This is a genomic window from Microbacterium jejuense (assembly GCF_019511665.1).
Taxonomy (GTDB): Bacteria; Actinomycetota; Actinomycetes; order Actinomycetales; family Microbacteriaceae; genus Microbacterium; species Microbacterium jejuense_A.
On sequence record NZ_JAEUAW010000015.1, the window covers coordinates 68,023 to 93,568 of the forward strand.

At 69.3% G+C, this 25,546-nt stretch carries 25 protein-coding genes and 1 tRNA gene; 19 read left to right on the forward strand and 7 right to left on the reverse strand.

Annotated elements, in window-relative coordinates; translation table 11 throughout:
* Nucleotides 1–3 precede the first annotated feature (3 nt).
* The 15 genes from JNB62_RS16195 (at nucleotide 4) to JNB62_RS16265 (ending at nucleotide 15,775) form a co-directional block, all read left to right on the forward strand.
* Entirely contained in the window at nucleotides 4–531 is a 528-nt protein-coding gene (locus tag JNB62_RS16195) for a hypothetical protein (RefSeq protein ID WP_220301934.1), read from the forward strand.
* 66 nt (nucleotides 532–597) lie between these two features.
* Nucleotides 598–861, forward strand: coding sequence for a phosphoribosyl-ATP diphosphatase (locus JNB62_RS16200; RefSeq protein ID WP_141894564.1), 264 nt, complete (start codon nucleotides 598–600; stop codon nucleotides 859–861).
* A gap of 44 nt (nucleotides 862–905) precedes the next feature.
* Nucleotides 906–1,748, forward strand: a complete 843-nt coding sequence (gene hisG, locus JNB62_RS16205) for an ATP phosphoribosyltransferase (protein WP_220301935.1) — start codon at nucleotides 906–908, stop codon at nucleotides 1,746–1,748.
* Nucleotides 1,748–2,521 carry an imidazole glycerol phosphate synthase subunit HisF gene (gene hisF / locus JNB62_RS16210; RefSeq protein ID WP_220301959.1) on the forward strand — a complete coding sequence of 258 codons (774 nt, stop codon included), beginning with the start codon at nucleotides 1,748–1,750 and terminating at the stop codon, nucleotides 2,519–2,521. The genes hisG and hisF overlap by 1 nt, the downstream gene beginning before the upstream one ends.
* The gene (gene hisI / locus JNB62_RS16215; protein ID WP_220301936.1) at nucleotides 2,518–2,883 is read left to right on the forward strand and encodes a phosphoribosyl-AMP cyclohydrolase; all 366 of its coding nucleotides are present in this window, start codon (nucleotides 2,518–2,520) and stop codon (nucleotides 2,881–2,883) included. The genes hisF and hisI overlap by 4 nt, the downstream gene beginning before the upstream one ends.
* On the forward strand, nucleotides 2,880–3,491 hold the full coding sequence (locus tag JNB62_RS16220; RefSeq protein WP_220301937.1) for a Trp biosynthesis-associated membrane protein: 612 nt from the start codon (nucleotides 2,880–2,882) through the stop codon (nucleotides 3,489–3,491). The genes hisI and JNB62_RS16220 overlap by 4 nt, the downstream gene beginning before the upstream one ends.
* A gap of 62 nt (nucleotides 3,492–3,553) precedes the next feature.
* Nucleotides 3,554–3,784: a DUF6704 family protein gene (locus tag JNB62_RS16225; RefSeq protein WP_220301938.1), complete on the forward strand. Its 231-nt coding sequence runs from the start codon at nucleotides 3,554–3,556 to the stop codon at nucleotides 3,782–3,784.
* A gap of 2 nt (nucleotides 3,785–3,786) precedes the next feature.
* Nucleotides 3,787–4,563 (forward strand): indole-3-glycerol phosphate synthase TrpC, encoded by a 777-nt coding sequence (gene trpC, locus JNB62_RS16230; RefSeq protein WP_220301939.1) that lies wholly within the window; start codon nucleotides 3,787–3,789, stop codon nucleotides 4,561–4,563.
* Nucleotides 4,560–5,825, forward strand: coding sequence for a tryptophan synthase subunit beta (gene trpB / locus JNB62_RS16235; protein ID WP_220301940.1), 1,266 nt, complete (start codon nucleotides 4,560–4,562; stop codon nucleotides 5,823–5,825). Before trpC ends, trpB begins: the two co-directional genes overlap by 4 nt.
* On the forward strand, nucleotides 5,822–6,631 hold the full coding sequence (trpA, locus tag JNB62_RS16240) for a tryptophan synthase subunit alpha (RefSeq protein WP_220301941.1): 810 nt from the start codon (nucleotides 5,822–5,824) through the stop codon (nucleotides 6,629–6,631). The genes trpB and trpA overlap by 4 nt, the downstream gene beginning before the upstream one ends.
* Before the next feature lie 65 nt (nucleotides 6,632–6,696).
* Nucleotides 6,697–7,668, forward strand: coding sequence for a prolipoprotein diacylglyceryl transferase (gene lgt, locus JNB62_RS16245; RefSeq protein ID WP_220301942.1), 972 nt, complete (start codon nucleotides 6,697–6,699; stop codon nucleotides 7,666–7,668).
* A gap of 76 nt (nucleotides 7,669–7,744) precedes the next feature.
* Nucleotides 7,745–12,349 carry a glutamate synthase large subunit gene (gene gltB / locus JNB62_RS16250; protein WP_220301943.1) on the forward strand — a complete coding sequence of 1,535 codons (4,605 nt, stop codon included), beginning with the start codon at nucleotides 7,745–7,747 and terminating at the stop codon, nucleotides 12,347–12,349.
* Complete coding sequence (locus JNB62_RS16255) at nucleotides 12,342–13,808, forward strand: glutamate synthase subunit beta (protein ID WP_220301944.1); 1,467 nt, start codon at nucleotides 12,342–12,344, stop codon at nucleotides 13,806–13,808. Before gltB ends, JNB62_RS16255 begins: the two co-directional genes overlap by 8 nt.
* 45 nt (nucleotides 13,809–13,853) lie before the next feature.
* Nucleotides 13,854–15,302: a pyruvate kinase gene (pyk, locus tag JNB62_RS16260; protein WP_220301945.1), complete on the forward strand. Its 1,449-nt coding sequence runs from the start codon at nucleotides 13,854–13,856 to the stop codon at nucleotides 15,300–15,302.
* A gap of 83 nt (nucleotides 15,303–15,385) precedes the next feature.
* On the forward strand, nucleotides 15,386–15,775 hold the full coding sequence (locus JNB62_RS16265) for an SHOCT domain-containing protein (RefSeq protein ID WP_220301946.1): 390 nt from the start codon (nucleotides 15,386–15,388) through the stop codon (nucleotides 15,773–15,775).
* A gap of 76 nt (nucleotides 15,776–15,851) precedes the next feature.
* On the opposite strand, the gene JNB62_RS16270 is transcribed toward JNB62_RS16265, so the two are convergent.
* The 4 genes from JNB62_RS16270 to JNB62_RS16285 are packed head-to-tail and all read right to left on the reverse strand — an operon-like array spanning nucleotide 15,852 to nucleotide 18,157.
* Nucleotides 15,852–16,655, reverse strand: a complete 804-nt coding sequence (locus tag JNB62_RS16270) for an ABC transporter permease (RefSeq protein ID WP_220301947.1) — start codon at nucleotides 16,653–16,655, stop codon at nucleotides 15,852–15,854.
* Nucleotides 16,652–17,431 carry an ABC transporter ATP-binding protein gene (locus JNB62_RS16275; RefSeq protein WP_220301948.1) on the reverse strand — a complete coding sequence of 260 codons (780 nt, stop codon included), beginning with the start codon at nucleotides 17,429–17,431 and terminating at the stop codon, nucleotides 16,652–16,654. Before JNB62_RS16275 ends, JNB62_RS16270 begins: the two co-directional genes overlap by 4 nt.
* Entirely contained in the window at nucleotides 17,428–17,796 is a 369-nt protein-coding gene (locus JNB62_RS16280) for a DUF1048 domain-containing protein (protein WP_220301949.1), read from the reverse strand. Before JNB62_RS16280 ends, JNB62_RS16275 begins: the two co-directional genes overlap by 4 nt.
* Nucleotide 17,797: 1 nt before the next feature.
* A complete protein-coding gene (locus JNB62_RS16285; protein WP_220301950.1) occupies nucleotides 17,798–18,157 on the reverse strand; it encodes a PadR family transcriptional regulator in 360 nt (119 codons plus the stop codon).
* A 427-nt stretch (nucleotides 18,158–18,584) separates the two neighbouring features.
* Here JNB62_RS16285 and JNB62_RS16290 point away from each other — a divergent pair, with 427 nt between their 5' ends.
* A complete protein-coding gene (locus tag JNB62_RS16290) occupies nucleotides 18,585–19,166 on the forward strand; it encodes a hypothetical protein (RefSeq protein ID WP_220301951.1) in 582 nt (193 codons plus the stop codon).
* A gap of 1 nt (nucleotide 19,167) precedes the next feature.
* On the opposite strand, the gene JNB62_RS16295 is transcribed toward JNB62_RS16290, so the two are convergent.
* The gene (locus JNB62_RS16295) at nucleotides 19,168–19,539 is read right to left on the reverse strand and encodes a hypothetical protein (protein WP_220301952.1); all 372 of its coding nucleotides are present in this window, start codon (nucleotides 19,537–19,539) and stop codon (nucleotides 19,168–19,170) included.
* Between the two features lie 281 nt (nucleotides 19,540–19,820).
* A tRNA-Leu gene (locus JNB62_RS16300) sits at nucleotides 19,821–19,903 on the reverse strand.
* Between the two features lie 50 nt (nucleotides 19,904–19,953).
* Between JNB62_RS16300 and JNB62_RS16305 the strand changes: the two genes are divergently transcribed.
* Nucleotides 19,954–20,574 (forward strand): ANTAR domain-containing response regulator, encoded by a 621-nt coding sequence (locus JNB62_RS16305; RefSeq protein ID WP_018170749.1) that lies wholly within the window; start codon nucleotides 19,954–19,956, stop codon nucleotides 20,572–20,574.
* Nucleotides 20,575–20,622: 48 nt separating this feature from the next.
* Here JNB62_RS16305 and JNB62_RS16310 read toward each other — a convergent pair whose 3' ends face one another.
* Entirely contained in the window at nucleotides 20,623–21,057 is a 435-nt protein-coding gene (locus JNB62_RS16310) for a hotdog fold thioesterase (protein WP_220301953.1), read from the reverse strand.
* Nucleotides 21,058–21,137: 80 nt separating this feature from the next.
* Between JNB62_RS16310 and polA the strand changes: the two genes are divergently transcribed.
* Together polA and JNB62_RS16320 are read left to right on the forward strand one after the other, a co-directional pair.
* Nucleotides 21,138–23,795: a DNA polymerase I gene (polA, locus tag JNB62_RS16315; protein WP_220301954.1), complete on the forward strand. Its 2,658-nt coding sequence runs from the start codon at nucleotides 21,138–21,140 to the stop codon at nucleotides 23,793–23,795.
* A 51-nt stretch (nucleotides 23,796–23,846) separates the two neighbouring features.
* The gene (locus tag JNB62_RS16320; RefSeq protein ID WP_220301955.1) at nucleotides 23,847–25,520 is read left to right on the forward strand and encodes a DUF885 domain-containing protein; all 1,674 of its coding nucleotides are present in this window, start codon (nucleotides 23,847–23,849) and stop codon (nucleotides 25,518–25,520) included.
* Nucleotides 25,521–25,546: the final 26 nt, after the last annotated feature.

The following is a 25,546-nucleotide window of genomic DNA, read 5'->3' on the forward strand; positions in this document are numbered from 1 at the left end:
AACATGTCGACCGACGACGAGACAGTGACACCGCCGCCGCAGCCGCGTCGTCGCATCCATCGCCTGCTCGACGCCTACAGCGGAGAGCATGCGGTGTACGGACTGGTCCTGGTCACGGCGCTCATCGCTGTCGGCTGGGAGGAGGACACCGACTTCGAGGTGCTGCTGTTCGTCGTCGGCACCGTGGTCATCTTCTGGCTCGCGCACATCTACGCCGCCGTCGTGGCGAGCCGGGCCGAGCGCCCGGCCAAGCCCTTGCCGGCCGCGATCGCAGGCGGCGCACGGCATGCCTCGGGGATGCTCGTGGCGATGCTGGTGCCGGCGGCCCTGCTGCTGCTGGGCACGCTCGGACTCGTCGAGGAGTACACGGCGTACTTCCTCGCCCTCGCGAGCGGCATCGTGATGCTCGCGGTGATCGGGTATGCCAACGCCGCACGCAACGGCAGCTCGTGGCCCTGGCGCATCGCGGGGCTGGTCGCGACGACGGTGCTCGGCATGCTCGTCATCGGCCTCAGCATCCTCGCGCACTGAGCCCGGGCGCCGGGTCCGGCCGTCACGCGGCGCCGGGACGCCCTGCCGGTTCGATACCCTGGCATGGTGAAGACGTTCGATGCCCTGTTCGCCGAGCTGACCGCGAAGGCGGTCGAGCGCCCCGAGGGATCGGGGACCGTCGCAGAACTGGACGCCGGCGTGCACACGATCGGCAAGAAGATCGTCGAAGAGGCCGCCGAGGTGTGGATGGCCGCCGAGTACGAGTCGACGGATGCCGCGGCCGAAGAGATCTCGCAGCTGCTGTACCACCTGCAGGTGCTGATGCTCGCGAAGGGACTGAGCCTCGAGGATGTCTACCGACATCTGTGAGCGCTGCTCCGACCCCTCTCACTCCCACACCTAAGGATCCGCGAATGCTGCGCATCGCCGTGCCGAACAAGGGATCGCTGGCCGAGACCGCCGCCGAGATGCTCGCCGAGGCGGGCTACACCGGTCGCCGCGACCCCAAGGACCTCCACGTCATCGACCCCGCCAACGAGGTCGAGTTCTTCTACCTCCGTCCCAAAGACATCGCCACCTATGTCGGCTCGGGTGCGCTCGACGTCGGCATCACCGGTCGCGATCTGCTGCTGGATGCCCGGATGCCGGGTGCCCGAGAGATCGAGAAGCTCGGGTTCGCGGCATCCACGTTCCGCTTCGCCGCCCCCGCGGGCCGCTTCACGGACGTCGCGGACCTCGACGGCGTGCGCATCGCGACGTCGTACCCGGGCCTGGTCGACGCGTTCCTCGACGAGCACGGTGTCGCGGCCGATCTGGTGCCGCTGGACGGCGCGGTCGAATCCGCCGTCGAGCTGGGCGTCGCCGATGCCATCGCCGATGTCGTCGAGACCGGGACGACGCTGCGGCAGGCGGGCCTGGAGGTGTTCGGACCGGTGATCCTCAAGTCGGAGGCCGTGCTGATCGGCGCGCCGACCGAGGCCGCGGGAACCGAGACGCTGCTGCGGAGACTGCGCGGCGTCATGGTCGCGCGCAGCTACGTGATGGTCGACTACGACCTGCCGGCCGACCTCGTCGATGCCGCCGTCGCGATCGCCCCGGGCGTCGAATCGCCCACCATCTCGCCGCTGCGAGACCCCGCGTGGGTCGCGGTGCGGGTCATGGTGGCCCGCAAGGGCGTCAACCAGGTGATGGACGCGCTGTACGGCATCGGCGCCCGCGCCATCCTCGTCACCGCGATCCACAACGCGAGGCTGTGATGTCGCTGGTCTGCCGTGTGATCCCGTGCCTGGACGTCGCCGCCGGCCGCGTCGTGAAGGGTGTCAACTTCCAGAACCTGCGCGACATGGGCGACCCGGTCGAGCTGGCGCGCGAGTACTTCCGCCAGGGCGCCGACGAGATCACGTTCCTCGATGTGACGGCGACCGTCGACGAGCGCGCCACGACGTACGACGTCGTGAGGCGCACCGCCGAAGAGGTCTTCATCCCGCTCACCGTCGGCGGGGGAGTCCGCAGCGCGGACGACGTGGCCCGCCTGCTCGCCGTCGGCGCCGACAAGATCGGCGTCAACTCCGCCGCGATCGCCCGTCCGCCGCTGCTCGACGAGATCGCGGACCGGTTCGGCGCCCAGGTGCTCGTGCTGTCCCTCGACGTCAAGCGGTCGCCGGCCACCGATTCCGGCTTCGTCGTGACGACCCACGGCGGCCGCACCGAGACGACCCTCGACGCCCTCGAGTGGGCCCGCGAGGCCATCGAGCGGGGGGCCGGCGAGCTGCTCGTCAACTCCATCGACGCGGACGGCACCAAGGAGGGCTTCGACCTCGAGCTGGTGAGCCTCATGCGCGAGGTGTCGAGCGTCCCCGTCATCGCCTCGGGCGGCGCCGGCCGCGCGGAGGACTTCGGGCCCGCGATCGAGGCCGGCGCGGACGCCGTGCTCGCGGCATCCGTCTTCCACTCCGGCCAGCTCACGGTGGGCGACGTCAAGCGCTCCCTGCTCGCCGACGGCATCCCGGTACGGGAGGTGGCGGCATGACCGAGACGGTCGATGGGCGCATCGAGCGCGTGACCTTCAACGGCGACGGCCTGGTCGCCGCGATCATCCAGCAGTGGGACACCCGCGAGGTGCTCATGCTCGGATGGATGGATGCCGAGGCCCTGCGCCGCACGCTCACCGAGGGCCGCGTCACGTTCTGGTCGCGGTCGCGGCAGGAGTACTGGCGCAAGGGCGACACGTCGGGCAACATCCAGCTCGTGCGCGGTGCGCGGCTCGACTGCGACGGCGACGCCGTCCTCGTCCAGGTGGAGCAGGTGGGGCCCGCGTGCCACACCGGCACCCGCACGTGCTTCGACGCCGACGACCTCGAGGCGACGCGCGGACCGGAGCTGCCGGCGTGACGCGCCGCGCACGGCTGCTGTCGGTCGTCGTCATCGTGCTGTGCGGCGCGATCGGCGTCATCTCGTCGACGCAGACATGGCTGACGGTCGAGCTCGCCGACGGCGCGCACCACACGCTGGACGTGCCCGGCGCGTCGGCGGTGCCGGTGCTCGCCCCGCTGAGCCTCGCCGTGCTCGCGCTCGGCGCCGCGCTGTCGATCGTGGGGCTCGTGCTGCGCTACGTGTTCGGCGCGCTGGCGATCCTGGTCGGCGGCACCCTGGCCTGGCTCACCGCGGAGGTGGCGTTCGAGCAGCCGGTGTCGGCGGTGGCCTCCGTGGTCACCGAGTCCACCGGCATCGCCGGTGAGACGTCGGTGTCGCAGCTCATCGCCACGATCACCGCGTCGGCGTGGCCCGCGATCACGCTCGTCGCGTGGGCGTTGTTGGTCGTCGCGGGCGCTTTCGTGCTCGCCACCGCGCGCCGCTGGTCCGGAACCGGCCGCCGCTACCGCACGGAGGACGCCGCCGCCTCCGCCGCGCCGGCGGGACCGCGTCCCCACGACGCCGCCGGATCGCACGCCATCGACGACTGGGACGACCTGTCGCGTGGCGAGGACCCGACCGCCTAGACCGCTAGACTGGCGGCATCCCGCCCGGCACAGATTCTGCCCGGAACCACAAGGAGACATCCATGAGCAACAACATCGGCGACCCTGGCCACGGACACTCGCCCGCCGCCTGGACGGCCGTCGTGATCATGCTCGTGGCCGTGTCGCTCGGCACGCTGTTCTTCTTCCTCGACATGCCCGTCCTGGTGTGGGCGTCCGCCGCGCTCCTCGTCGTCGGCGCGATCGTCGGCTGGGCGATGGGCAAGGCCGGCTACGGCGTCAACGGCTCGAAGTACGTCGCGAAAGAGCACTGAGCGTGCTGGCCGATCTGACGGCCGGCGCGGTTGAGGACGCCGAGGCACGCGCCTCGGAGCGGCCGCTGGCGGCCGTGGAGGCCGCGGCGCTCGCGCAGCGCCCCGCTCTGGACGTGCTGTCCGCCCTCGCCCCCGCCGAGCGTGTGAAGATCATCGCCGAGGTCAAGCGCGCGAGCCCGTCGCGCGGCGACCTCGCCGACATCCCCGACCCCGCCCTGCAGGCCCGCCGCTACGAAGAGGGCGGTGCGTCCGCCATCTCGGTGCTCACCGAGGGCCGCCGGTTCAAGGGCAGCCTCGCCGACCTCGAGGCCGTCAAGGCCGCCGTGTCGCTGCCGGTTCTGCGCAAGGACTTCATCGCGACCGAGTACCAGGTGCTCGAAGCGCGCGCGTCCGGCGCCGACCTCGTGCTCCTCATCGTCGCGGCGCTGGAACAGGAGCTGCTCCAGCGCCTGCACGCCCTCGTGCTCGAACTCGGCATGACGCCACTGGTCGAGACCCACTCCGCCGACGAGGTCGACCGCGCGGCCGATCTCGGCGCGAAGCTCGTGGGCGTCAACGCCCGCGACCTGTCGACCTTCCAGCTCGACCGCGACCTGTTCGGCCGGCTCGCCGAGCGCATCCCCGCGGGGGCGGTGAAGATCGCCGAATCCGCCGTCCTGGCCCCCGCCGACGTCGCCCACTACCGCGCGGCGGGTGCCGACGTCGTGCTGGTCGGCGAAGCGCTCGTGACGAACGACCCCGTATCCACCCTGCGCGCATTCCTGGAGGCAGGCGAATGAGTCTTCGCGAGGCATCCGGACCCTTCTTCGGGGAGTTCGGCGGCCGCTACATGCCCGAGTCGCTCATCGCGGCGATCGACGAGCTGACGGCCGAGTACGAGGCCGCGAAGGCGGATCCCGCGTTCCAGGCCGAGTTCGTCCGGCTGCTGCACTCGTACGCCGGGCGCCCGTCGCCCATCACCGAGGTGCCGCGGTTCGCCGAGCACGCCGGCGGCGCGCGCGTGTTCCTCAAGCGCGAGGACCTCAACCACACCGGTTCGCACAAGATCAACAACGTGCTCGGCCAGGCGCTGCTCACGAAGCGACTCGGCAAGACGCGCGTGATCGCCGAGACCGGCGCGGGTCAGCACGGCGTCGCCACCGCGACCGCCGCGGCCCTCTTCGGCTTCGACTGCACGATCTACATGGGCGAGGTCGACACCGAGCGTCAGGCGCTCAACGTCGCCCGCATGCGCCTGCTCGGCGCCGAAGTCGTGCCGGTGAAGACCGGATCGCGCACCCTGAAGGACGCCATCAACGACGCCTACCGCGACTGGGTCGCGAGTGTCGAGACGACCAACTACATCTTCGGCACCGCGGCCGGGCCCCACCCGTTCCCGGCGATGGTGCGCGACTTCCAGAAGGTCATCTCCGAAGAGGCACGTGCCCAGCTGCTCGACGAGGCCGGGCGGCTTCCCGACGCCGTGCTGGCCTGCGTCGGCGGCGGCTCCAACGCGATCGGCATGTTCGATGCGTTCCTCGACGACGAGGGCGTCAGGCTCTACGGCATCGAGGCGGCAGGTGATGGCGTCGACACGCCCCGGCACGCGGCATCCATCGAACGCGGCCGTCCCGGCGTCCTGCACGGCGCGAAGACCTTCGTGCTGCAGGATGAGGACGGCCAGACGATCGAGTCGCACTCGATCTCGGCCGGCCTCGACTACCCGGGCGTCGGCCCCGAGCACTCGTGGCTGGCATCGATCGGACGCGCCGAGTACATCCCGGCCACCGACGACGAGGCCATGCAGGCGCTGCGGCTGCTGTCGCAGACGGAGGGCATCATCCCCGCCATCGAGTCGGCGCACGCCCTGGCCGGCGCCCTGCGCATCGGCCGCGAGCTCGGGCCCGACGCGATCCTCGCCGTCTGCCTGTCGGGCCGCGGCGATAAGGACATGGACACCGCCGCCCGCTACTTCGGACTGTACGACGAGGGCGCTGATGCTGCCGCGGCAGCGGCAGCCCCGCACGACGACGCCGCGCACGGCGAAGGGGAGAAGCTATGACCTCGCGCGCCACCGGCTCACGAGTGGGTGCGGCGATCGAGGCCGCCCACGCCGAAGGGCGCGGCGCGTTCATCGGCTACCTGCCCCTCGGCTTCCCCGACCTGCAGACCAGCATCGACGCCGCGGTCACCCTGGCCGAGAACGGCGCCGACATCCTCGAGCTCGGCCCGCCGTACTCCGACCCCGTCATGGACGGCACCGTCATCCAGGAGGCCACGCAGGCCGCTCTCGCGGGCGGGTTCCGCCTGCGCGACACGTTCACCGCGGTGCGCGAGATCACCCGCCGCGTCGACGTGCCGGTGCTCGTCATGACGTACTGGAACCCCGTGCTCCAGTACGGCGTCGACCGCTACGCCGACGATCTGCTCGCGGCCGGCGGCGCGGGTCTCATCACGCCCGACATCACGCCCGAGTCGGCGGCCGAGTGGATCGCTGCCAGCGAGCGCACCGGACTCGACCGCGTGTTCCTGGCGGCGCCGACCTCGACGGACGAGCGCCTCGAGCTCATCGTCCGAAACTCCACGGGCTTCGTGTACACGGTCTCGACGATGGGCATCACCGGCGAGCGTGCCGAGTTGGATGCCGCGGCCCGCACCCTCGTCGGCCGCCTGCGCGGCCATGGGGCCGAGCACGCATGCGTCGGCATCGGCATCTCGAACGCCGAGCAGGTGGCGGGCGTGCTGGAGTACGCCGACGGAGCCATCGTCGGCACGGCCCTCGTCCGCGCGCTGCGCGACGGCGGCCTCGACGGCCTCGCCGAGACCGCGCGCGCCCTCGCCGCAGGCACGGCGCGCAGCGCGAACTAGACTTCTCTGGTCGGCGCCCGGCGCCGGCATCCCATGCACGGATCCAGCAAGGACACGGTTCTCCCATGATCAACGCCGCCGCGAGCGTCGTCGCCAGCATCCCGAGCCCGTCGATCAGCTACTTCGACATCGGCCCCCTGCGGATCCACATCTACGCGCTGTGCATCATCGCGGGCATCATCGTCGCGGTGCTGTGGACGAATGCCCGCCTCACCAAGCGCGGAGCCGAGCCGTGGGTCGTGATCGACATCGCGCTGCTCGCGGTGCCGCTGGCGATCATCTGCGCGCGCATCTACCACGTGCTGACCCACTGGGGCTTCTACTTCGGTGAGGGGGCGAATCCGCTGTCGGCCCTGTACATCTGGGAGGGCGGCATCGCCATCTACGGCGCGCTCATCGGCGGCGCCGTCGGTGCGTGGCTCGGCTGCAAGTGGACCGGCATCCGGTTCTGGACCTTCGCCGACGCCCTCGCGCCGGCGCTCCTGCTGGCGCAGGCGATGGGACGCTTCGGCAACTGGTTCAACCAGGAGCTCTTCGGCTGGCCGACGGACGTCCCCTGGGGCCTGGAGATCGACTACCCGAACCCCGCATGGCCCGTCGGCCTGCCCGAGGGCACGCTGTTCCAGCCCACGTTCCTGTACGAGGTCATCTGGAACCTCCTCGGCGTGCTGGTGATCGTGTGGGTCGGGCGCCGCTTCCGCCTGCAGTGGGGCCGTCTGTTCGCGGTGTACCTGGTCTGGTACAGCGCCGGCCGCATCGTGTGGGAGTCCATCCGCATCGACCCGAGCGAGATCATCCTGGGCCTGCGCAGCAACGTGTGGGCGGCCATCCTCGGCGTCGTGCTCGGCATCGTGATCTTCTTCGTGCAGAAGCGCCGTCACCCCGGCCTGGAGCCCTCGCCCTATGTGTCCGGCCGCGAGTGGACCGCCGGACAGGCTGTACAATCGCAGAACACCGACGACTTCGTCGACGTCAGCGAACCCCCGACGTCCGAGGCCGTAGGGGCTACCGCCACAAGCACTCCTGCCAGCAAATAACGCTCCGCTCGTTCCCGAGCGAGCGTTCCAGGGCCGACGTCGTCCCATCTTGACTATCAACGTGAGGACGGTAGGTATGGCTTCGAGCCCCCGTCACGTCGCCTCTCAGGAGGCGAGCATCCCCGCTTCGTCCGGCCGCGCCGGGTTCCCGCAGAAGCAGGGGATGTACAACCCTGCCTTCGAGAAGGACGCGTGCGGCCTGGCGATGGTCGCCACGCTGCGCGGCGAAGCCGGGCACGACATCATCGATCTGGCGCTCACCGCGCTGCGCAACCTCGAGCACCGCGGCGCCATCGGCTCCGACGCCGGCACCGGCGACGGCGCGGGGATCCTGACGCAGATGCCCGACGCGTTCCTGCGTGCGGTGGTCGGCTTCGACCTGCCGCCGGTGGGGGAGTATGCGGCGGGTATGGCGTTCCTGCCCCGCGACGCCGACGAGCGCGCCGCCCAGAAGGCCGGGATCGAGCGGATCGCGGCATCCGAGAACCTCACCGTGCTCGGCTGGCGCGAGGTGCCGACTGTCGACGAGAACCTCGGCAAGCTCGCGTTCGAGGCCCGCCCGGCGTTCGAGCAGCTCTTCGTGTCGCACCCCGGGGAAGGCGGCGCGCCCGCGCTGTCGGGCATCGCGCTCGACCGCCGCGCCTATCGCCTGCGCACGCGGGCCCGCAACGAGCTCGACGCGTACTTCGTGTCGCTGTCGGCGCGGACGCTCGGCTACAAGGGCATGGTCACGACGCTGCAGCTCGAGCCGTTCTACCCCGACCTGTCGGACGAGCGCTTCGCGTCGGAGCTCGCGGTCGTGCACTCGCGGTACTCCACCAACACCTTCCCGTCGTGGCCGCTCGCGCAGCCGCTGCGCATGCTCGCCCACAACGGCGAGATCAACACCGTCGGCGGCAACCGCAACTGGATGCGGGCGCGGCAGTCGCAACTCGAGTCCGAGCTGCTGGGCGACATCAAGCCCCTGCTGCCGATCTGCACCGAAGGCGCCAGCGACTCGGCCTCGTTCGACGAGGTCCTCGAGCTCCTCACCCTCACGGGCCGGAGCCTGCCGCACGCCATCATGATGATGGTGCCCGAGGCCTACGAGAAGCAGGCCGACATCAGCCCCGAGCTGCGCGACTTCTACGACTACCACTCCATGCAGATGGAGCCGTGGGACGGCCCGGCGGCACTGATCTTCACCGACGGCACGTCGGTGGGCGCGACGCTCGACCGCAACGGCCTGCGTCCCGGGCGCTGGACCGAGACGACCGACGGCCTCGTCGTGATCGGCAGCGAGACGGGTGTGCTCGACTTCGCTCCCGAGCGCATCAAGCGCCGCGGCCGTCTGCGGCCCGGACGCATGTTCCTCGTCGACACCGCTCAGCGGCGCATCATCGAGGACGAGGAGATCAAGCAGCAGCTGGCGACCCTTCAGCCCTGGGGACTGTGGATGCGTCAGCGTCTGCAGCTGTCGGAGCTGCCGGAGCGCGAGCACATCGTGCACCCCATCGCCTCGATCACCCGCCGTCAGCGCACGTTCGGGTACACCGAGGAGGAGGTCAGGATCCTCCTCACGCCGATGGGTCAGACCGGCGCCGAGCCGCTCGGCGCGATGGGCAGCGACACCCCCGTCGCCGTGCTCAGCGAGCGTCCGCGCCTGCTGTTCGACTACTTCACGCAGCAGTTCGCGCAGGTGACGAACCCGCCGCTGGACTCGATCCGTGAAGAGGTGGTCACGAGCCTGCGCACCGGCATCGGCCCCGAGCGCAACCTGCTCTCGGCCGGCCCCGACCACGCGCGCCAGATCACGATCGACTTCCCCGTGCTCGACAACGACGAGCTCGCCAAGATCCAGAACATCGAGCGCACGATGCCCGGCCGGCGCGCGGTCACGATCCGCGGTCTGTATCACTTCGACGCCGGCCCCGGCACGATGAAGGCCCGCATCGACGAGATGTGCGACGAGGTCGACGCGGCGATCGCCGACGGCGCCGAGTTCATCATCCTGTCGGACCGCGACTCGAACAAGGACCTCGTCCCGATCCCGTCGCTGCTCATGGTGTCGGCCGTGCATCACCACCTGATCCGCCAGCAGAACCGCATGAAGGTCGGTCTGCTGGTCGAGGCGGGCGATGTGCGCGAGGTCCACCACGTCGCCACGCTGCTCGGCTACGGTGCGTCGGCGGTCAACCCGTACCTCGCGATGGAGACCGTCGAGTACCTGGTGCGTTCTGGCTTCATCACCGGCATCACGCCCGAGAAGGCCGTGCGCAACGTGATCTACGCGCTCGGCAAGGGCGTGCTGAAGATCATGTCGAAGATGGGCATCTCGACGGTGTCGTCCTACACCGGCGCGCAGGTCTTCGAGGCTGTCGGGCTGTCGCAGGAGTTCGTCGACGCGTACTTCACCGGCACCGAGTCCAAGCTTGGCGGCATCGGCATCGAAGAGATCGCCGCCGAGAACCAGGCGCGTCACGACTTCGCCTACCCGGAGGATGCCGCGGTCCGCGCCCACGAGCGGCTCTGGACCGGCGGCGAGTACCAGTGGCGCCGCGACGGGGCTCCGCACCTGTTCAACCCCGACACGGTGTTCCGGCTGCAGCACTCGACGCGCACGCGCCGGTACGACATCTTCCGCGAGTACACGAAGCTCGTGGACGACCAGGCGAGCGAGCTGAAGACGCTCCGCGGCCTGTTCGCCCTCAAGACGGAGGGGCGCACGCCCGTGCCCATCGACGAGGTCGAGCCGGTGTCCTCCATCGTGAAGCGGTTCTCGACGGGTGCGATGAGCTACGGCTCGATCTCGCGCGAGGCCCACGAGACGCTCGCGATCGCGATGAACCGGATCGGCGGCAAGTCGAACACGGGCGAGGGCGGCGAGGACGTCGAGCGTCTGCTCGACCCCGAGCGCCGCAGTGCGATCAAGCAGGTCGCGTCGGGGCGCTTCGGCGTCACGAGCCTGTACCTCACCGAGGCGGACGACATCCAGATCAAGCTCGCGCAGGGCGCCAAGCCCGGCGAGGGCGGTCAGCTGCCGCCGACCAAGGTGTACCCGTGGATCGCGCGCACGCGCGGCGGCACGGCGGGCGTGGGACTCATCTCGCCGCCGCCGCACCACGACATCTACTCGATCGAGGACCTCAAGCAGCTGATCTTCGACCTCAAGCGCGCCAACCCGGGCGCTCGAGTGCACGTGAAGCTCGTGAGCCAGTCGGGCATCGGGGCGGTCGCCGCCGGCACCGCCAAGGCACTGGCCGACGTCATCCTGGTGTCGGGCCACGACGGCGGAACCGGCGCCAGCCCGCTCAACTCGCTCAAGCACGCCGGCACGCCATGGGAGCTGGGTCTCGCCGAGACGCAGCAGACGCTCATGCTCAACGGCATGCGCGACCGTGTGGTGGTGCAGGCCGACGGCCAGCTCAAGACCGGCCGCGACGTCATCATCGCGGCGCTGCTGGGTGCCGAGGAGTACGGCTTCGCGACGACGGCGCTCGTCGTCGAGGGCTGCGTCATGATGCGCGTCTGCCACCTCGACACGTGCCCGGTCGGCGTCGCGACGCAGAACCCCGTGCTGCGCGCCCGTTTCACGGGCAAGCCCGAGTTCGTCGTGAACTTCATGGAGTTCATCGCCGAAGAGGTGCGCGAGTACCTCGCCGAGCTCGGCTTCCGCACCCTCGACGAGGCGATCGGCCGCAGCGACCTGCTCGATGTCGACGGCGCAGTCCGGCACTGGAAGGCGAGCGGTCTCGACCTCACTCCCGTGCTGCAGGGACCGCAGTTCGCCGACGACGAGCCGCGCCGCAACACCACCGCGCAGCTCCACGAGCTCGACGAGCACTTCGACGTGGGTCTGCTGGAGCGCGCGCAGGACGTCATCGCGAACGGCGGCCAGGTCACCATCGACCTGCCGATCCGCAACACCGAGCGCGCTGTCGGCACGCTCCTCGGCCATCACGTCACGAAGGCGCACGGCGCGAACGGCCTGCCGTCGGGCAGCATCGTCGTGAATCTGACCGGCTCGGCCGGGCAGTCCTTCGGCGCATTCATGCCGGCCGGCATCACGCTGCGCCTCGAGGGCGACTCGAACGACTACGTCGGCAAGGGCCTGTCGGGCGGCCAGATCGTGGTCCGTCCGCCGCGCGGGGCGACCTTCGACGCGTCGAAGAACGTCATCGCGGGCAACGTGATCGGCTACGGCGCGACGCAGGGCACCATGTTCCTGCGCGGCGTCGTGGGGGAGCGGTTCTTCGTGCGCAACTCGGGTGCGACGGCGGTCGTCGAGGGCGTGGGCGACCACGCGCTGGAGTACATGACCGGCGGGCTCGCCGTGATCCTCGGCGCGACGGGACGCAACCTCGGCGCCGGCATGTCGGGCGGCACCGCCTACGTCTACCGGCTCGACAGCAAGCTCGTCAACCGCGAGGCGCTCGCTTCGGGCGAGCTCGAACTCGGTGCGCTCGGCTCGGGCGACGCCGAGATCCTGCGCGACCTGCTCGAGCAGCACGTCGCCGAGACCGATTCCACTCTCGCCCGAGCCCTCCTCGATGACTTCGAGGCGGAGTGCGAGAACTTCGTCCGGGTCCTGCCGCGCGATTACGCCGCGGTGCTGCAGACCCGCCAGGAGGCGGTGGCCCAGGGGCTCGACCCCGACGGCGACGTCGTCTGGAACCGCATCCTGGAGGTGACGGGTGGCTGACCCGAAGGGCTTTCTCAAGGTCACCGAGCGCGAGCTGCCTGCGCGGCGGCCGGTGCCGGTGCGCATCATGGACTGGAAAGAGGTCTATGAGCCGGGCGACACGGCTGTGCTGCGTCGCCAGGCCGGGCGCTGCATGGACTGCGGCGTGCCGTTCTGCCACAAGGGCTGCCCGCTGGGCAACCTGATCCCGGAGTGGAACGACCTCACGTGGCGCGGCGAGGGCCGAGCGGCGAGCGAGCGCCTGCACGCAACGAACAACTTCCCGGAGTTCACCGGGCGGCTCTGCCCCGCGCCGTGCGAGAGCGCGTGCGTGCTCGGCATCAACCAGCCCGCCGTGACGATCAAGCAGGTCGAGGTCTCGATCGCCGATGAGGCGTTCGCCAACGGGTGGATCGAGCCCGAGCCGCCGGGGCGCCTCACCGGCAAGACCGTCGCCGTCGTCGGCTCCGGCCCCGCCGGACTGGCTGCCGCTCAGCAGCTCACGCGCGCCGGTCACACCGTCGCCGTGTTCGAGCGCGACGACCGCATCGGCGGACTCCTGCGGTACGGCATCCCGGACTTCAAGATGGAGAAGAAGCACCTCGAGGCGCGCCTTCGCCAGATGCAGGACGAGGGCACGCGCTTCCGCGCGGGCGTCGAGATCGGCAAGGACATCACGTGGGCCGACCTGCGTGCCCGCTACGACGCAGTCGTGGTCGCCACCGGTTCCACGGTGCCCCGCGACCTGCCGGTCCCCGGTCGCGACCTCGCCGGCGTGCACTTCGCGATGGAGTACCTCGTCGAGTCGAACAAGGCGGTCGCCGGTGACTCGGTGCCCAACCAGATCACGGCCGAGGGCAAGCACGTCGTCGTCATCGGCGGCGGCGACACCGGCGCGGACTGCATCGGCACGGCTCACCGCCACGGCGCCCTGAGCGTCACGAACCTGGCGATCGGCCGCCGCCCTCCGGGCGAGCGTCCCGAGCACCAGCCGTGGCCGATGGACCCGACGCTCTTCGAGGTCTCGTCGGCCCACGAAGAGGGCGGCGAGCGTGCCTACCTGGCGTCGACCGTCGAGTTCCTCGCCAACGACGCCGGCGAGGTGCGCGCGCTGCGCGTCGCCGAGACCGAGTTCGTCGACGGCCGCCGCGTGCCCAAGAGCGGCACCGAGCGAGAGATCCCCGCCGACCTCGTGCTCATCGCGATGGGCTTCACCGGCCCCGAGCAGGCGCTCCTGGAGGAGCAGCTCGGCGCCCGGTTCACCGAGCGGGGCAACGTGCGCCGCGAAGACGACTACCAGACGACCGCCCCGGGCGTGTTCGTGGCCGGCGACGCCGGTCGCGGACAGTCGCTCATCGTGTGGGCGATCGCCGAGGGCCGAGCGGTCGCCGCGAGCGTCGACCGCTTCCTGATGGGTGAGACGCAGCTGCCCGAGCCCGTCCGCCCGACCGATATCGCCATCGGCCTGCAGCCCGCGTAGGCTGGCCGAGGCACTCGCCAATTCACCAACCCGGAGTAACCACGGATGAGACGCGCCAAGATCGTCGCCACCCTGGGTCCCGCCACTTCGACGTATGAGATGGTCCGCGCGATCATCGACGCCGGCGTGGATGTGGCCCGATTCAACCTGAGCCACGGGGACTACTCGGTCCACGACAACAACTTCGCCAATGTGCGCAAGGCGGCAGAGGACGCCGGTCGCGCCGTCGCCATCCTCGTCGACCTGCAGGGTCCGAAGATCCGCCTGGGCAAGTTCGAGAACGGCCCCCACGAGCTCGCCGTCGGCGACATCTTCAAGATCACCACCGAAGACATCCTCGGCACGAAAGAGATCGTCGGCACGACCTTCAAGGGGCTGCCGCACGACGTGAAGCCGGGCGACTTCCTGCTCATCGACGACGGCAAGGTGCGCGTCCAGGTCGTCGAGACCGACGGCACCGTCGTCACCACCAAGGTGATCGTGGCCGGTCCCGTCTCGAACAACAAGGGCATCAACCTGCCGGGTGTCGCGGTCAACGTCCCCGCGCTGTCAGAGAAGGACGAGGCGGACCTCCGCTGGGGTCTGCGCGCCGGCGCCGACCTCATCGCACTGTCGTTCGTGCGCGACGCGAAGGACGTGCAGCGCGTGCACGTCATCATGGCCGAGGAGGGGCGCCACGTGCCCGTCATCGCCAAGATCGAGAAGCCGCAGGCCGTCGACAACCTCGAAGAGATCATCGACGCGTTCGACGGCATCATGGTCGCCCGCGGCGACCTGGGCGTCGAGCTTCCGCTGGAGGCCGTGCCGATCGTGCAGAAGCGCGCGGTCGAGCTGTGCCGCCGCATGGCCAAGCCCGTCATCGTCGCCACGCAGATGCTCGAGTCCATGATCGAGAATCCCGTGCCCACGCGCGCCGAGACCAGCGACGTCGCCAACGCCGTCCTCGACGGCGCCGATGCGGTCATGCTCTCGGGCGAGACGAGCGTCGGCAAGTACCCGGTGACCGTCGTCGAGACGATGGCCCGCATCGTGGCCTCGACCGAGGAGCACGGCCTGGAGCGCATCCAGCCCCTCACCACCAAGCCCCGCACGCAGGGCGGCGCGATCACGCTCGCCGCCATGGAGGTCGCGGAGTTCGTCGACGCGAAGTACCTCTGCATCTTCACCGAGTCGGGCGACACCGCGCGCCGCATGTCGCGCCTGCGCCCGCGCATCCCCATGATCGGGTTCGCGCCCGAGCCGGCGATCCGCCGCCGCATGGCCATCACGTGGGGCGTGCAGTCGACACTCGTCGAGCACGTCGCGCACACCGACCTGATGTTCATTCAGGTCGACGACTACCTGCTGTCGAACGACCTGGCGAAGGTCGGCGACAAGGTCGTCGTGATCTCGGGTTCCCCTCCCGGGATCATCGGCTCCACCAACGACATCCGCATCCACAAGGTGGGCGATGCGGTGCACGGCAAGGCGCCGATCTACCAGACACGCAACTGATCCACACCGGATCCCGCGAACGGGCTGCCGCGACCACTAGTGTGATCGCGTCAGCCCGTTTCTCGTGGAAAGTGGTACCTCGAATGTTCTTCCAGGACTTCTTCTGGTTCCTGCTGTGGAGCTTCTACTTCATCGCGTATCTGTACATCGTGATCGTCGTCATCATGGACCTGTTCCGCGACGACAAGCTCAACGGCTGGTTCAAGGCACTGTGGATCATCGCGCTCGTTTTCGTGCCGTTCCTGACGGGGCTGATCTACGTGATCGCCCGCGGCAAGGGGATGGCCCAGCGCGCGCAGGCCGCCCGCCGCGGTGTCGTCGCCGAGGCCGACGACTACCGCCCGGCCGCGTCGGCGAGCCCCGCCGACGACATCGCCAAGGCCAAGGCGCTGCTGGACGCCGGCACCATCTCGCAGGGCGAGTACGACGCGCTGAAGAGCAAGGCCCTCGGCAACCAGTACTTCGGGGCGTAAGACCAAGAGAAGAGTGGATGCCTCGGGCCGAGGCATCCACTCTTCTCACTGCTGCGCGCACGGCGCGGGGGAGCGGTCAGCTGATCTTGCGACGGTAGATCGACATCGAGATCGCGTAGGCGACGACGAGGATGCCGACGAGCCACGCCATCGCCACCCAGATGTCGCTGCCGACGGGCTGGCCGGCGAACAGCGCCCGGATCGAGTCGACGATCGATGTGACCGGCTGGTTCTCGGCGAACCAGCGCACCGGACCGGGCATGCTCTCGGTCGGGACGAACGCCGAGCTGATGAACGGCAGGAAGATCAGCGGGTACGAGAACGCGCTCGCCCCGTCCACCGTCTTCGCCGACAGGCCCGCGATCACAGCCAGCCACGTCAGGGCGAGGGTGAAGAGCATGAGCAGTCCCGCCACGCCGAGCCACGCGGCGAAGCTCGCACCGGTGCGGAAGCCCATCAGCAGCGCCACGCCGATGACGATCGCCAGCGACACCGCGACCGACACGAGCGACGTGAGCACGTGCGCCCACAGCACTCCCGACCGCGAGATCGGCAGCGACTGGAACCGCTCGAAGATCCCGCCCTGCATGTCGAGGAACAGCCGGTAGGCCGTGTAGGCGATGCCGGAGGCGATCGTGATCAACAGGATGCCCGGAAGCATGTAGTCGATGTACGACCCCTGATCCGTGCCGAGGCTGATCGCGCCGCCGAAGACGTAGACGAACAGCAGCATCAGGGCGATCGGCGTCACGGCAGTCGTGATGATCGTGTCGGGGCTGCGCAGGATGTGGCGCAGCGACCGGCCGGTGAGGACGGCGGTGTCGCTGAAGAAGCGGGCACCGGAGGCGGCGCGAGGAGCGCCGACGGTTGCGGTGGTCATGATTCCTCCTTGACGGGTTCGGTGTCGGTCTCGCCGGTGAGGGCGAAGAAGACGTCCTCCAGGCTCGGCTGCCTCTCGACGTATTCGACCTTCGCGGGGGGCAGCAGACGCTTGAGCTCGTCGAGCGTGCCGTCGACGATGATCGTGCCCTTGTGCAGGATCGCGATGCGGTCGGCCAGCTGCTCGGCCTCTTCGAGGTACTGCGTCGTCAGCAGCACCGTGGTGCCGCCGCGGGCGAGCTTCTTGACGGCCTCCCACACCTCCTGACGCGCGGCGGGGTCGAGCCCCGTGGTCGGCTCGTCGAGGAAGATGACGGACGGGTCGCCGATGAGACTCATCGCGATGTCGAGCCGGCGCCGCATGCCGCCGGAGTAGGTTCCGGCCCTGCGACCACCCGCCTCGGTGAGCGAGAAGCGCGCGAGCAGGTCGTCCGCGATCGCGCCGGGGTTCTTGAGGTGGCGCAGCTGCGCCACGAGCACGAGGTTCTCGCGGCCGGTGAGCACCTCGTCGACCGCGGCGAACTGGCCCGTGAGGCTGATCGTCTCGCGCACCCGCTGCGCGTCGGCCGACACGTCGTGCCCGCCGACGGCGGCGGTGCCGGCATCCGCCTTCAGCAGGGTGGACAGGATCCGCACCACCGTGGTCTTGCCGGCGCCGTTGGACCCGAGGAGCGCGAAGATGCTGCCCCGCGCCACCTCGAAGTCCACGCCCTTGAGCACGTGGAGGTCCTTGTAGGACTTCTGCAGTCCCGTGACGCTGATCGCTGCGTCGGTCATCGCTGCTCACCCCGTTCCGCTTCGTCGATCGCCTTGTTGAGGCGGTCGCGCTCCTTGTCGATCCACTGTCTGCCGTTGTAGGCGGCGGCGAACTCCTCGGCGAAGGTCGCCGGGTCGTCGCCGACGAGGGCGCGCACCGACGTGCCGTCGGCCACGGCGCGCTCCCATAGATCGGCGAGGTCGCCGTACATCGTCATCATGCTGTCGCCGTCGACGACGCCGCCCGCATACATGAGGTAGCGCTCGACGGCCTTGGCGACGCGTCGGTACGGCTCGGGGAGAGCCTCGACACGGGCCTTGTACTGCCTCCACTGCCTCTTCTGCTCGAGCGAGCCGGTGACGACCTCGTACCACTTGGCGGCCATGTCAGTTCCCTTCCTGGGTCGTGCTGCTGTTGTCGGTGTGTGCGTGGTGGAGCTGTTCGATCCGCTCTGCGAGGAAGCTCCACGTCCTCCAGAACTCCGAGAGCTGTTCGCGTCCCTGCGCGTTCAGCGTGTACACCTTGCGCGGCGGTCCCTTCTCGGAGGGGACCTTCTCGACGTCGACCAGCCCGCGCTGCTCGACGCGCACGAGGAGCGCGTACACCGTGCCCTCGGCGATGTCGGTGAAGCCCTGGTCGCGCAGCCACGCGGTGATCTCGTACCCGTAGGCGGGACGCTCGGACAGGATCGCGAGGACGATCCCCTCGAGCGTGCCCTTGAGCATCTCGGTCTCTTGCTTGCCCATGAGGGGCACCTCCTCTCTGTCGCTACTCTGTCTTGCTGAGTACCACTACAAAGTAACACTGAGTACCAGTACTTAGCAACACCAAATAGCAAGAAGATGGAAGCTCAGGATCTGCCCAAGCCTGGTGTGACGACTTGTCCCCCAAATGGGGGACAAGCTATCGTGACAAGTGGGCCGGTTTGGTGCCGCGATCTGGGGAGAGCGTGCACCGCCGACCGAGGAAGCTGGGGGCTGGGGCCACGACTTCCACTGCGTCCCCCGAACGCGGAATGCCCCCGGTCACGGAGCTCACACTCCGCGACCGGGGGCTCTTCAAGCGCATCATGCCCAGCAAGGACGCTGACGCGATCCCTGGCCGGCGTCGTCGGCATGTGCGCGGCGCCCGAGGCCACGGCTCTGAGTGCATCGCGCGGTTACGCTCAGCGGTGTGGAAGCGTTCGAGCAGTTCGTTGCCCTGGCGATGGAGGCCGAGGGCCTCGTCGTGTCAGAGGCACTGAAGTTCCCGGTGAAGATTCGGACGTCGAAGACCGCGTACGCCGAGTACCAGACCCACGGGTTCGAGGTGGACCTCGTCGGCGCGCGTTCTGACCGGCTGGTGCTCGCGACCGTGAAGTCATTCTTCGGCTCGCGCGGTGTCGTCGCCGAGCACGTGCGGGGCGACAGCGCGGACAAGTCGTGGAACGCGAAGTACACCGTGATTAACAACCCGGTCGTCCGCGACGGAGTCGTCGCCGGCGCCGCCGCCCGATTCGGGTACGACGTTGAGCAGATCGAGCTGCGCCTGTATGTCGGGAAGTTCGCCGGCGCTGCCCACGAGGCCGCCGTGCGCGAGTGGTGCGCTCAGCAGAACGTCGGCGCAGGACCTGTCGCTGTCGTCGGCTCACGGGAGGTCGTGGACGCCGTGCGTGCCGTCGCGAGCTCGAAGACGTACCGCGACAACGCTATCCTCGCCTCCTTGAAGCTGCTGGACGCGGCCGGCGCGCTCAGGCCCGTCGAGACCTCCGGCTGACCTAGTCGCCCGTCGTGGTGACGATCGCGACGCTTTCGCTCAGCTGAATGCGGCCGGTGCCATCGGGGAACCGGAAGTTGCCGACCTCTACGCCGGTCCCACTGGGGAGCTTGGTGCCGACTCCGTCGCCCGCACCGCACGACGTGCTCTCCCACGCCTCGGTACTCGCCTCGATCATCACGAGGCAGATCCCGTCCATGTCCGCAGGGTGGCCGATGTACAGGTCATATCCCTCGGCGGCGCCCGCATAGCGGCTCGTGTCGGGGTCGATCGACCAGTCCTCGGCCGAGGTGGGGACGGGGAGCTCGTCCTGAGCGGCCTGTTCCCGGTCGAACTCGGGTGGCTCTCCAACGGAGCACCCCGTCAGCAGCATGGCCGCTGAAGCGATCGCGACGACTCCTGCGCACACCCGACTCACACCCACGCGACCTCCCCAGGACCGGTTGGTACATGTCTAGCGCACGCCGAGCTGCTACGGAACGCGCTCGACCGATTTCGCTGCCTGGTCAGCAATCTTCATACGGCTGCGGATCTGCGCCAGCGTCCCGTCGATGACGAGGCGAATGATCTGGTTACGACCTCACCTCGCTCGGCGTGACGATGAGTGCGGAGATGCACCAGCAGTAGCGGGCAGGTCTCGTGTCGTGTTCGAGGTGCCGGTGGTGGGAGTCGAACCCACACGCCCTTGCGGGCAACCGAGTTTGAGTCGGTCGCGTCTGCCATTCCGCCACACCGGCCCGCGCGACCCTCCGCGCGTCCGCGAACGACCATACCGTAGGATTGGCGGGTGACTGAGCAGGAGCAGACCGCCGCTACGACGGCGTCCACCCCCCGTCGTGTCGTCGTCGCAGAGGATGAGTCGCTCATCCGGCTGGACATCGTCGAGATCCTCCGCGACAACGGTTTCGATGTCGTCGGCGAGGCCGGTGACGGCGAGACCGCCGTCGCGCTGGCCACCGAGCTGCGGCCCGACCTCGTGATCATGGACGTCAAGATGCCGCAGCTGGACGGCATCTCGGCCGCCGAGAAGCTCAGCAAGAACCACATCGCGCCGGTGGTGCTGCTGACCGCCTTCAGCCAGAAGGAGCTCGTCGAGCGCGCGAGCGAGGCCGGCGCCCTGGCATATGTCGTCAAGCCGTTCACGCCGAACGACCTGCTGCCGGCGATCGAGATCGCGCTGGCGCGGTACGAGCAGATCATCACGCTCGAAGCCGAGGTCGCCGACATGGTCGAGCGCTTCGAGACCCGCAAGCTCGTCGACCGCGCGAAGGGCCTGCTCAACGAGAAGATGGGCCTGTCCGAGCCCGAGGCGTTCCGCTGGATCCAGAAGGCGTCGATGGACCGCCGCCTCACGATGCAGGACGTCGCCAAGGCGATCATCGAGCAGCTCGCGCCCAAGAAGGGCTGACGCACACTTCTGGAGAGTGGATGCCGCGGCTCGCGGCATCCACTCTTCTCATTGCTGCGGCGGCAGATCCTTGATGTGGTTCGTGATGCGCACGGTCGAGCAGCGGCGACCCTGGTCGTCGGTGACGACGATCTCGTGGACGGTGATGCTGCGGCCGAGGTGCAGCGGCGTGCAGACGCCGGTCACGTAGCCGGATGTCGCCGAACGCGTGTGGGTGGCGTTGATGTCGACGCCGACGGCCAGACGCCCGGGTCCGGCGTGGAAGTTGGCGTGCATCGACCCGAGCGATTCGCCGAGCACCACGTAGGCACCGCCGTGGAAGAGTCCCACCGGCTGCGTGTTGCCCTCGACCGGCATGCGGGCCACGGCGCGCTCAGCTGAGAACTCGAGCCATTCGAACCCCATCTTCTCGGCGAGGGCGCCGATGCCTCGGCCGGTCGCCCACTCGATTCCGTCGACGGCGGCGGGGGAGTGATCGGGCATGACGCACCTTCGGTCGAGCGGGCGCGGACGGCGCCCGATGGCGGAGTTCGGGTGTCGTCGGCCCTGGCTAGGCTGGCAGGGTGACGGACTCCGCAAAGCCTACCCTCCTGGTCGTCGACGGCCATTCTCTGGCCTACCGAGCGTTCTACGCGCTGCCGGTCGACAACTTCTCCACCAAGGACGGGCAGCACACGAACGGCATCTACGGGTTCCTCGCGATGCTGATCAACCTGCTGAAGGCCGAGAAGCCGACGCACCTCGCCATCGCGTTCGACACCTCGCGGCAGTCGTTCCGCACGCGCGAGTACTCCGAGTACAAGGCCAACCGGTCCGAGACGCCGAACGAGTTCAAGGGGCAGATCCCGCTCCTGCAGGACTGCCTCGCCGCCATGAGCATCCGCGTGCTCCAGCAGGAGGACATCGAGGCCGATGACATCCTGGCGACCCTCGCGACGCAGGGCGCCGAGCAGGGCTTCAACGTGCTCGTGTGCTCAGGCGACCGCGACACGATCCAGCTCGTGAACGACGACATCACGCTGCTGTACCCGAACGTCCAGGGCGTCTCGCAGCTCAAGCGCTACGACCGTCAGGCGGTGATCGACCGCTACGGCGTGCCGCCCGAGCAGTACCCCGACATCGCGGCGCTCGTCGGAGAGACGAGCGACAACCTTCCCGGCGTGCCCAAGGTGGGTGAGAAGACCGCGGTCAAGTGGCTCAACCAGTTCGGCTCGCTCGACGCGCTGCTCGACGCGGCGCCGACCATCAAGGGCGTCGTCGGCGGCAACCTCGTGGCCCACACCGAGGACGTGCGGCGCAACCGCCGCCTCAACCGGCTGCTGCGCGACGTCGAGCTTCCCTACGGCCCCGCCGACCTCGAGGTGCAGCCGATGGACGCGCAGGCCGTGCGCGACATCTTCTCGCGCCTCGAGTTCAAGACGCTCATCCCGCGCGTGGCCGAGCTAGCGGGCATCGAGCAGCAGATGGCGGCGGTCAACTCCGCCGCCGCAGAGCTCGCCCCGGTCGCCGCGGAGCTGTCGGGTCCCGAACTGGCATCGTGGCTCGAGGCGGCAGAGGGCGAGGTCGGCGTCACGCTGACAATCGAGCGTGGTCTGCCGGCGCGCATCGGCGTGGCCACGAAGGATGCCGCGGCCGAGGCGTCCTGGACGCCCGAGGTCGAGGCATCCCTCGCTCCGTGGCTCGCGTCGGACGCGCCGAAGGTGTTCGCCGACGCCAAGCCGCAGGTCAAGGCGCTGCGACGGGCAGGGCTGCGCCTGGGCGGACTGGACTTCGACGTCGTGCTGGCCGGGTGGCTGCTGCGCCCGAGCTTCCCCGACAAGAACCTCGCGGATCTCGTCGACCGGTACCTCGACGAGAAGCTCCCCGAAGCGGATCCGTCGCAGCTCGTGCCCGAGACCGAGGGTGCGACTCCCGGCCAGCTCTCGTGGTACACGCGGCGCGTCGCGCAGGCGGTGCGCGCCGAGCTTCCGCCGAGCGTCGAAGCCGTCATGACCGACATCGAGCTGCCGACGCTGCACACTCTCGCCGACATGGAGCTCGCCGGGGTCTCAGTGTCGCACGAGGTGCTGTCGACCTTCTCGGGGGAGCTGGGCGCACGCGCCGACGCGCTCGCGCAGGAGGCGTACGCGGCGATCGGCCGCGAGGTCAACCTCGGGTCTCCCAAGCAGCTGCAGGAGGTGCTGTTCGACGAGCTGCAGCTTCCGAAGACCCGCAAGACCAAGACCGGGTACTCGACGGATGCCGCCGTCCTGGCCGACCTGCAAGAGACGAACCCGCATCCGTTCCTCGACCTGCTGCTGCAGCACCGCGAGGCCACCAAGCTGCGGCAGATCATCGAGTCGCTCGACAGCTCGATCGGCAACGACAAGGCGATCGGCGACGACGGCCGCATCCACACCACGTATGTGCAGACGGGCAGTCAGACCGGGCGACTGTCGAGCACCGACCCCAACCTGCAGAACATCCCGATCCGCACCGAAGAGAGCCGGCGGATCCGCTCGGCGTTCACGGTCGGCGAGGGCTACGAGACCTTGCTGACGGCCGACTACTCGCAGATCGAGATGCGCATCATGGCGCACCTGTCGGAGGACCCGGGGCTCATCGAGGCGTTCAACTCCGGGGAGGACACGCACCGCTTCGTCGGCTCGCGCGTGTTCGGCGTCGCGCCGGAGGACGTCACGCCGGCGATGCGCACGAAGGTCAAGGCGATGTCGTACGGACTCGTGTACGGCCTGTCGGCCTTCGGCCTGTCGAAGCAGCTGCGCATCGAGCAGACCGAGGCCAAGCAGCTGATGATGGAGTACTTCGCCCGGTTCGGCGCCGTGCGCGACTACCTGCGCTCGTCGGTCGAGCAGGCGCGCATCGACGGCTACACCGAGACGATCTTCGGCCGCCGCCGTCCGTTCCCCGATCTCGCCAGCCCCAACCGGGTGCTGCGCGAGAACGCCGAGCGCGCGGCGCTCAACGCCCCGATCCAGGGCAGTGCCGCCGACATCATGAAGATCGCCCTGTTCCACATCCACGACGACTTCGCGGCGGCCGAGCTGCGCTCGCGCGTGCTGCTGCAGATCCACGACGAGCTCGTCGTGGAAGTCGCGCCGGGGGAGTGGGATGCCGCCGAGCAGATCGTCCGCACCCGCATGGGCGACGCCGCACAGCTGTCGGTGCCGCTCGACGTCCAGATCGGCCGCGGCGGCGACTGGAACGAGGCCGGGCACTGAATGGCGGCCCGGGACTGAATCCCACCCGACTCAGCACTTAGGCTCAGAGCTATGACAGACGAAACCCGCACGCCCACGCAGATCGACAAGATCGCAGATGCGTGGGTCGACACCCTTGCCGAGCTGGAGCCGACGCTCGCGACCTACATCGGTCGCACCGAGCACAACGGACGGTTCGGCGACTACAGCCCCGCCGGGCAGGAGCGCCTCGCCGAAGAGGGCCGCAAGACTCTGGCGGCCCTGCAGGCCGCGACCCCCGTCGACTTCGTGGACGAGGTGACCAAGGACGACCTGGCGCGCGAGATCCAGCTAGGCCTCGACCTCGACGATGCGAAGTGGCACCTGCGTGACCTGAACGTGATCGCGTCGCACGCGCAGGACATCCGCTCCGCCTTCGACCTGATGCCCACGGCGACGACCGACGACTGGTCGGTCATCGCGACGCGCCTGGCCGCGGTGCCCGGCGCAATCGACGGCTACGTCGCGACGCTGCGCGAAGGCATCTCGCAGGGCGTCGTGCCGGCGCGCCGACAGGTCGTCGAGGTCGTGACGCAGATCGCGCGGTACACCGCCGACGGCGGCTTCTTCGCCACGTTCGCGGCCGAGGCGGCGCCTGAGGAGGGGCAGCTTCCGGCATCCCTCGCCCGTGATCTCGCCGACAACGCCAACGCGGCCCGCGTCGCCTACGACGAGCTCTCTTCGTTCCTCTCGAATGAGCTCGCCCCGGCGGCCGGCGAGAAGGACGCGGTCGGCCGCGAGCTGTACGCGCTGCACTCGCAGCGCTTCCTCGGCGCGACGGTCGACCTCGACGAGACCTACGAGTGGGGCGTCGAGGAGCTCGCGCGCATGGTCGCCGAGCAGGAGGCGGTCGCGAACGAGATCAAGGCCGGTGCGTCGGTCGAAGAGGCGGTGGCGTTCCTCGAGCAGGACACGTCCCGCAAGCTGTACGGCACGGACGCGCTGCAGAAGTGGATGCAGCAGACCAGCGACCGCGCGATCGAAGAGCTCGGCAAGACGCACTTCGACATCGCCGAGCCCATCCGCAGGCTCGAGTGCATGATCGCCCCCACCAAGGAAGGCGGCATCTACTACACCGGTCCGACCGACGACTTCTCGCGCCCGGGCCGCATGTGGTGGTCGGTGCCCGAGGGCGTCGAGGACTTCGACACGTGGCGCGAACTCACCACGGTGTACCACGAGGGCGTTCCGGGCCACCACCTGCAGATCGCGCAGGCGGTGTACAACCGTGCGCAGCTCAACACGTACCGCCGTCTGCTCGGCGGCACTTCAGGGCACGCCGAGGGCTGGGCCCTGTACGCCGAGCGCCTCATGGAGCAGCTGGGTTACCTGTCGGACCCCGCCGACCGCCTCGGCATGCTCGACGGTCAGCGCATGCGCGCCGCCCGTGTCGTGCTCGACATCGGGGTGCACCTGGAGAAGCCGCGCCTCGACGGTCAGGGCACGTGGGACGCCGACTACGCGCTGGACTTCATGCTGCGCAACGTCAACATGCCCGATGAGTTCGTGAAGTTCGAGGTCAACCGCTACCTCGGCTGGCCGGGCCAGGCCCCCGCGTACAAGGTGGGCCAGCGCATCTGGGAGCAGCTGCGCGACGAGGTCGCCGAGCGTGAGGGCGACGCGTTCTCGATCAAGCAGTTCCACAAGCGCGCGCTCGACATCGGCGGCGTCGGCCTCGACACGCTGCGCTTCGCACTGTCGCGCTGACGCGTCCCTTCATCCGAGGAGGTCGT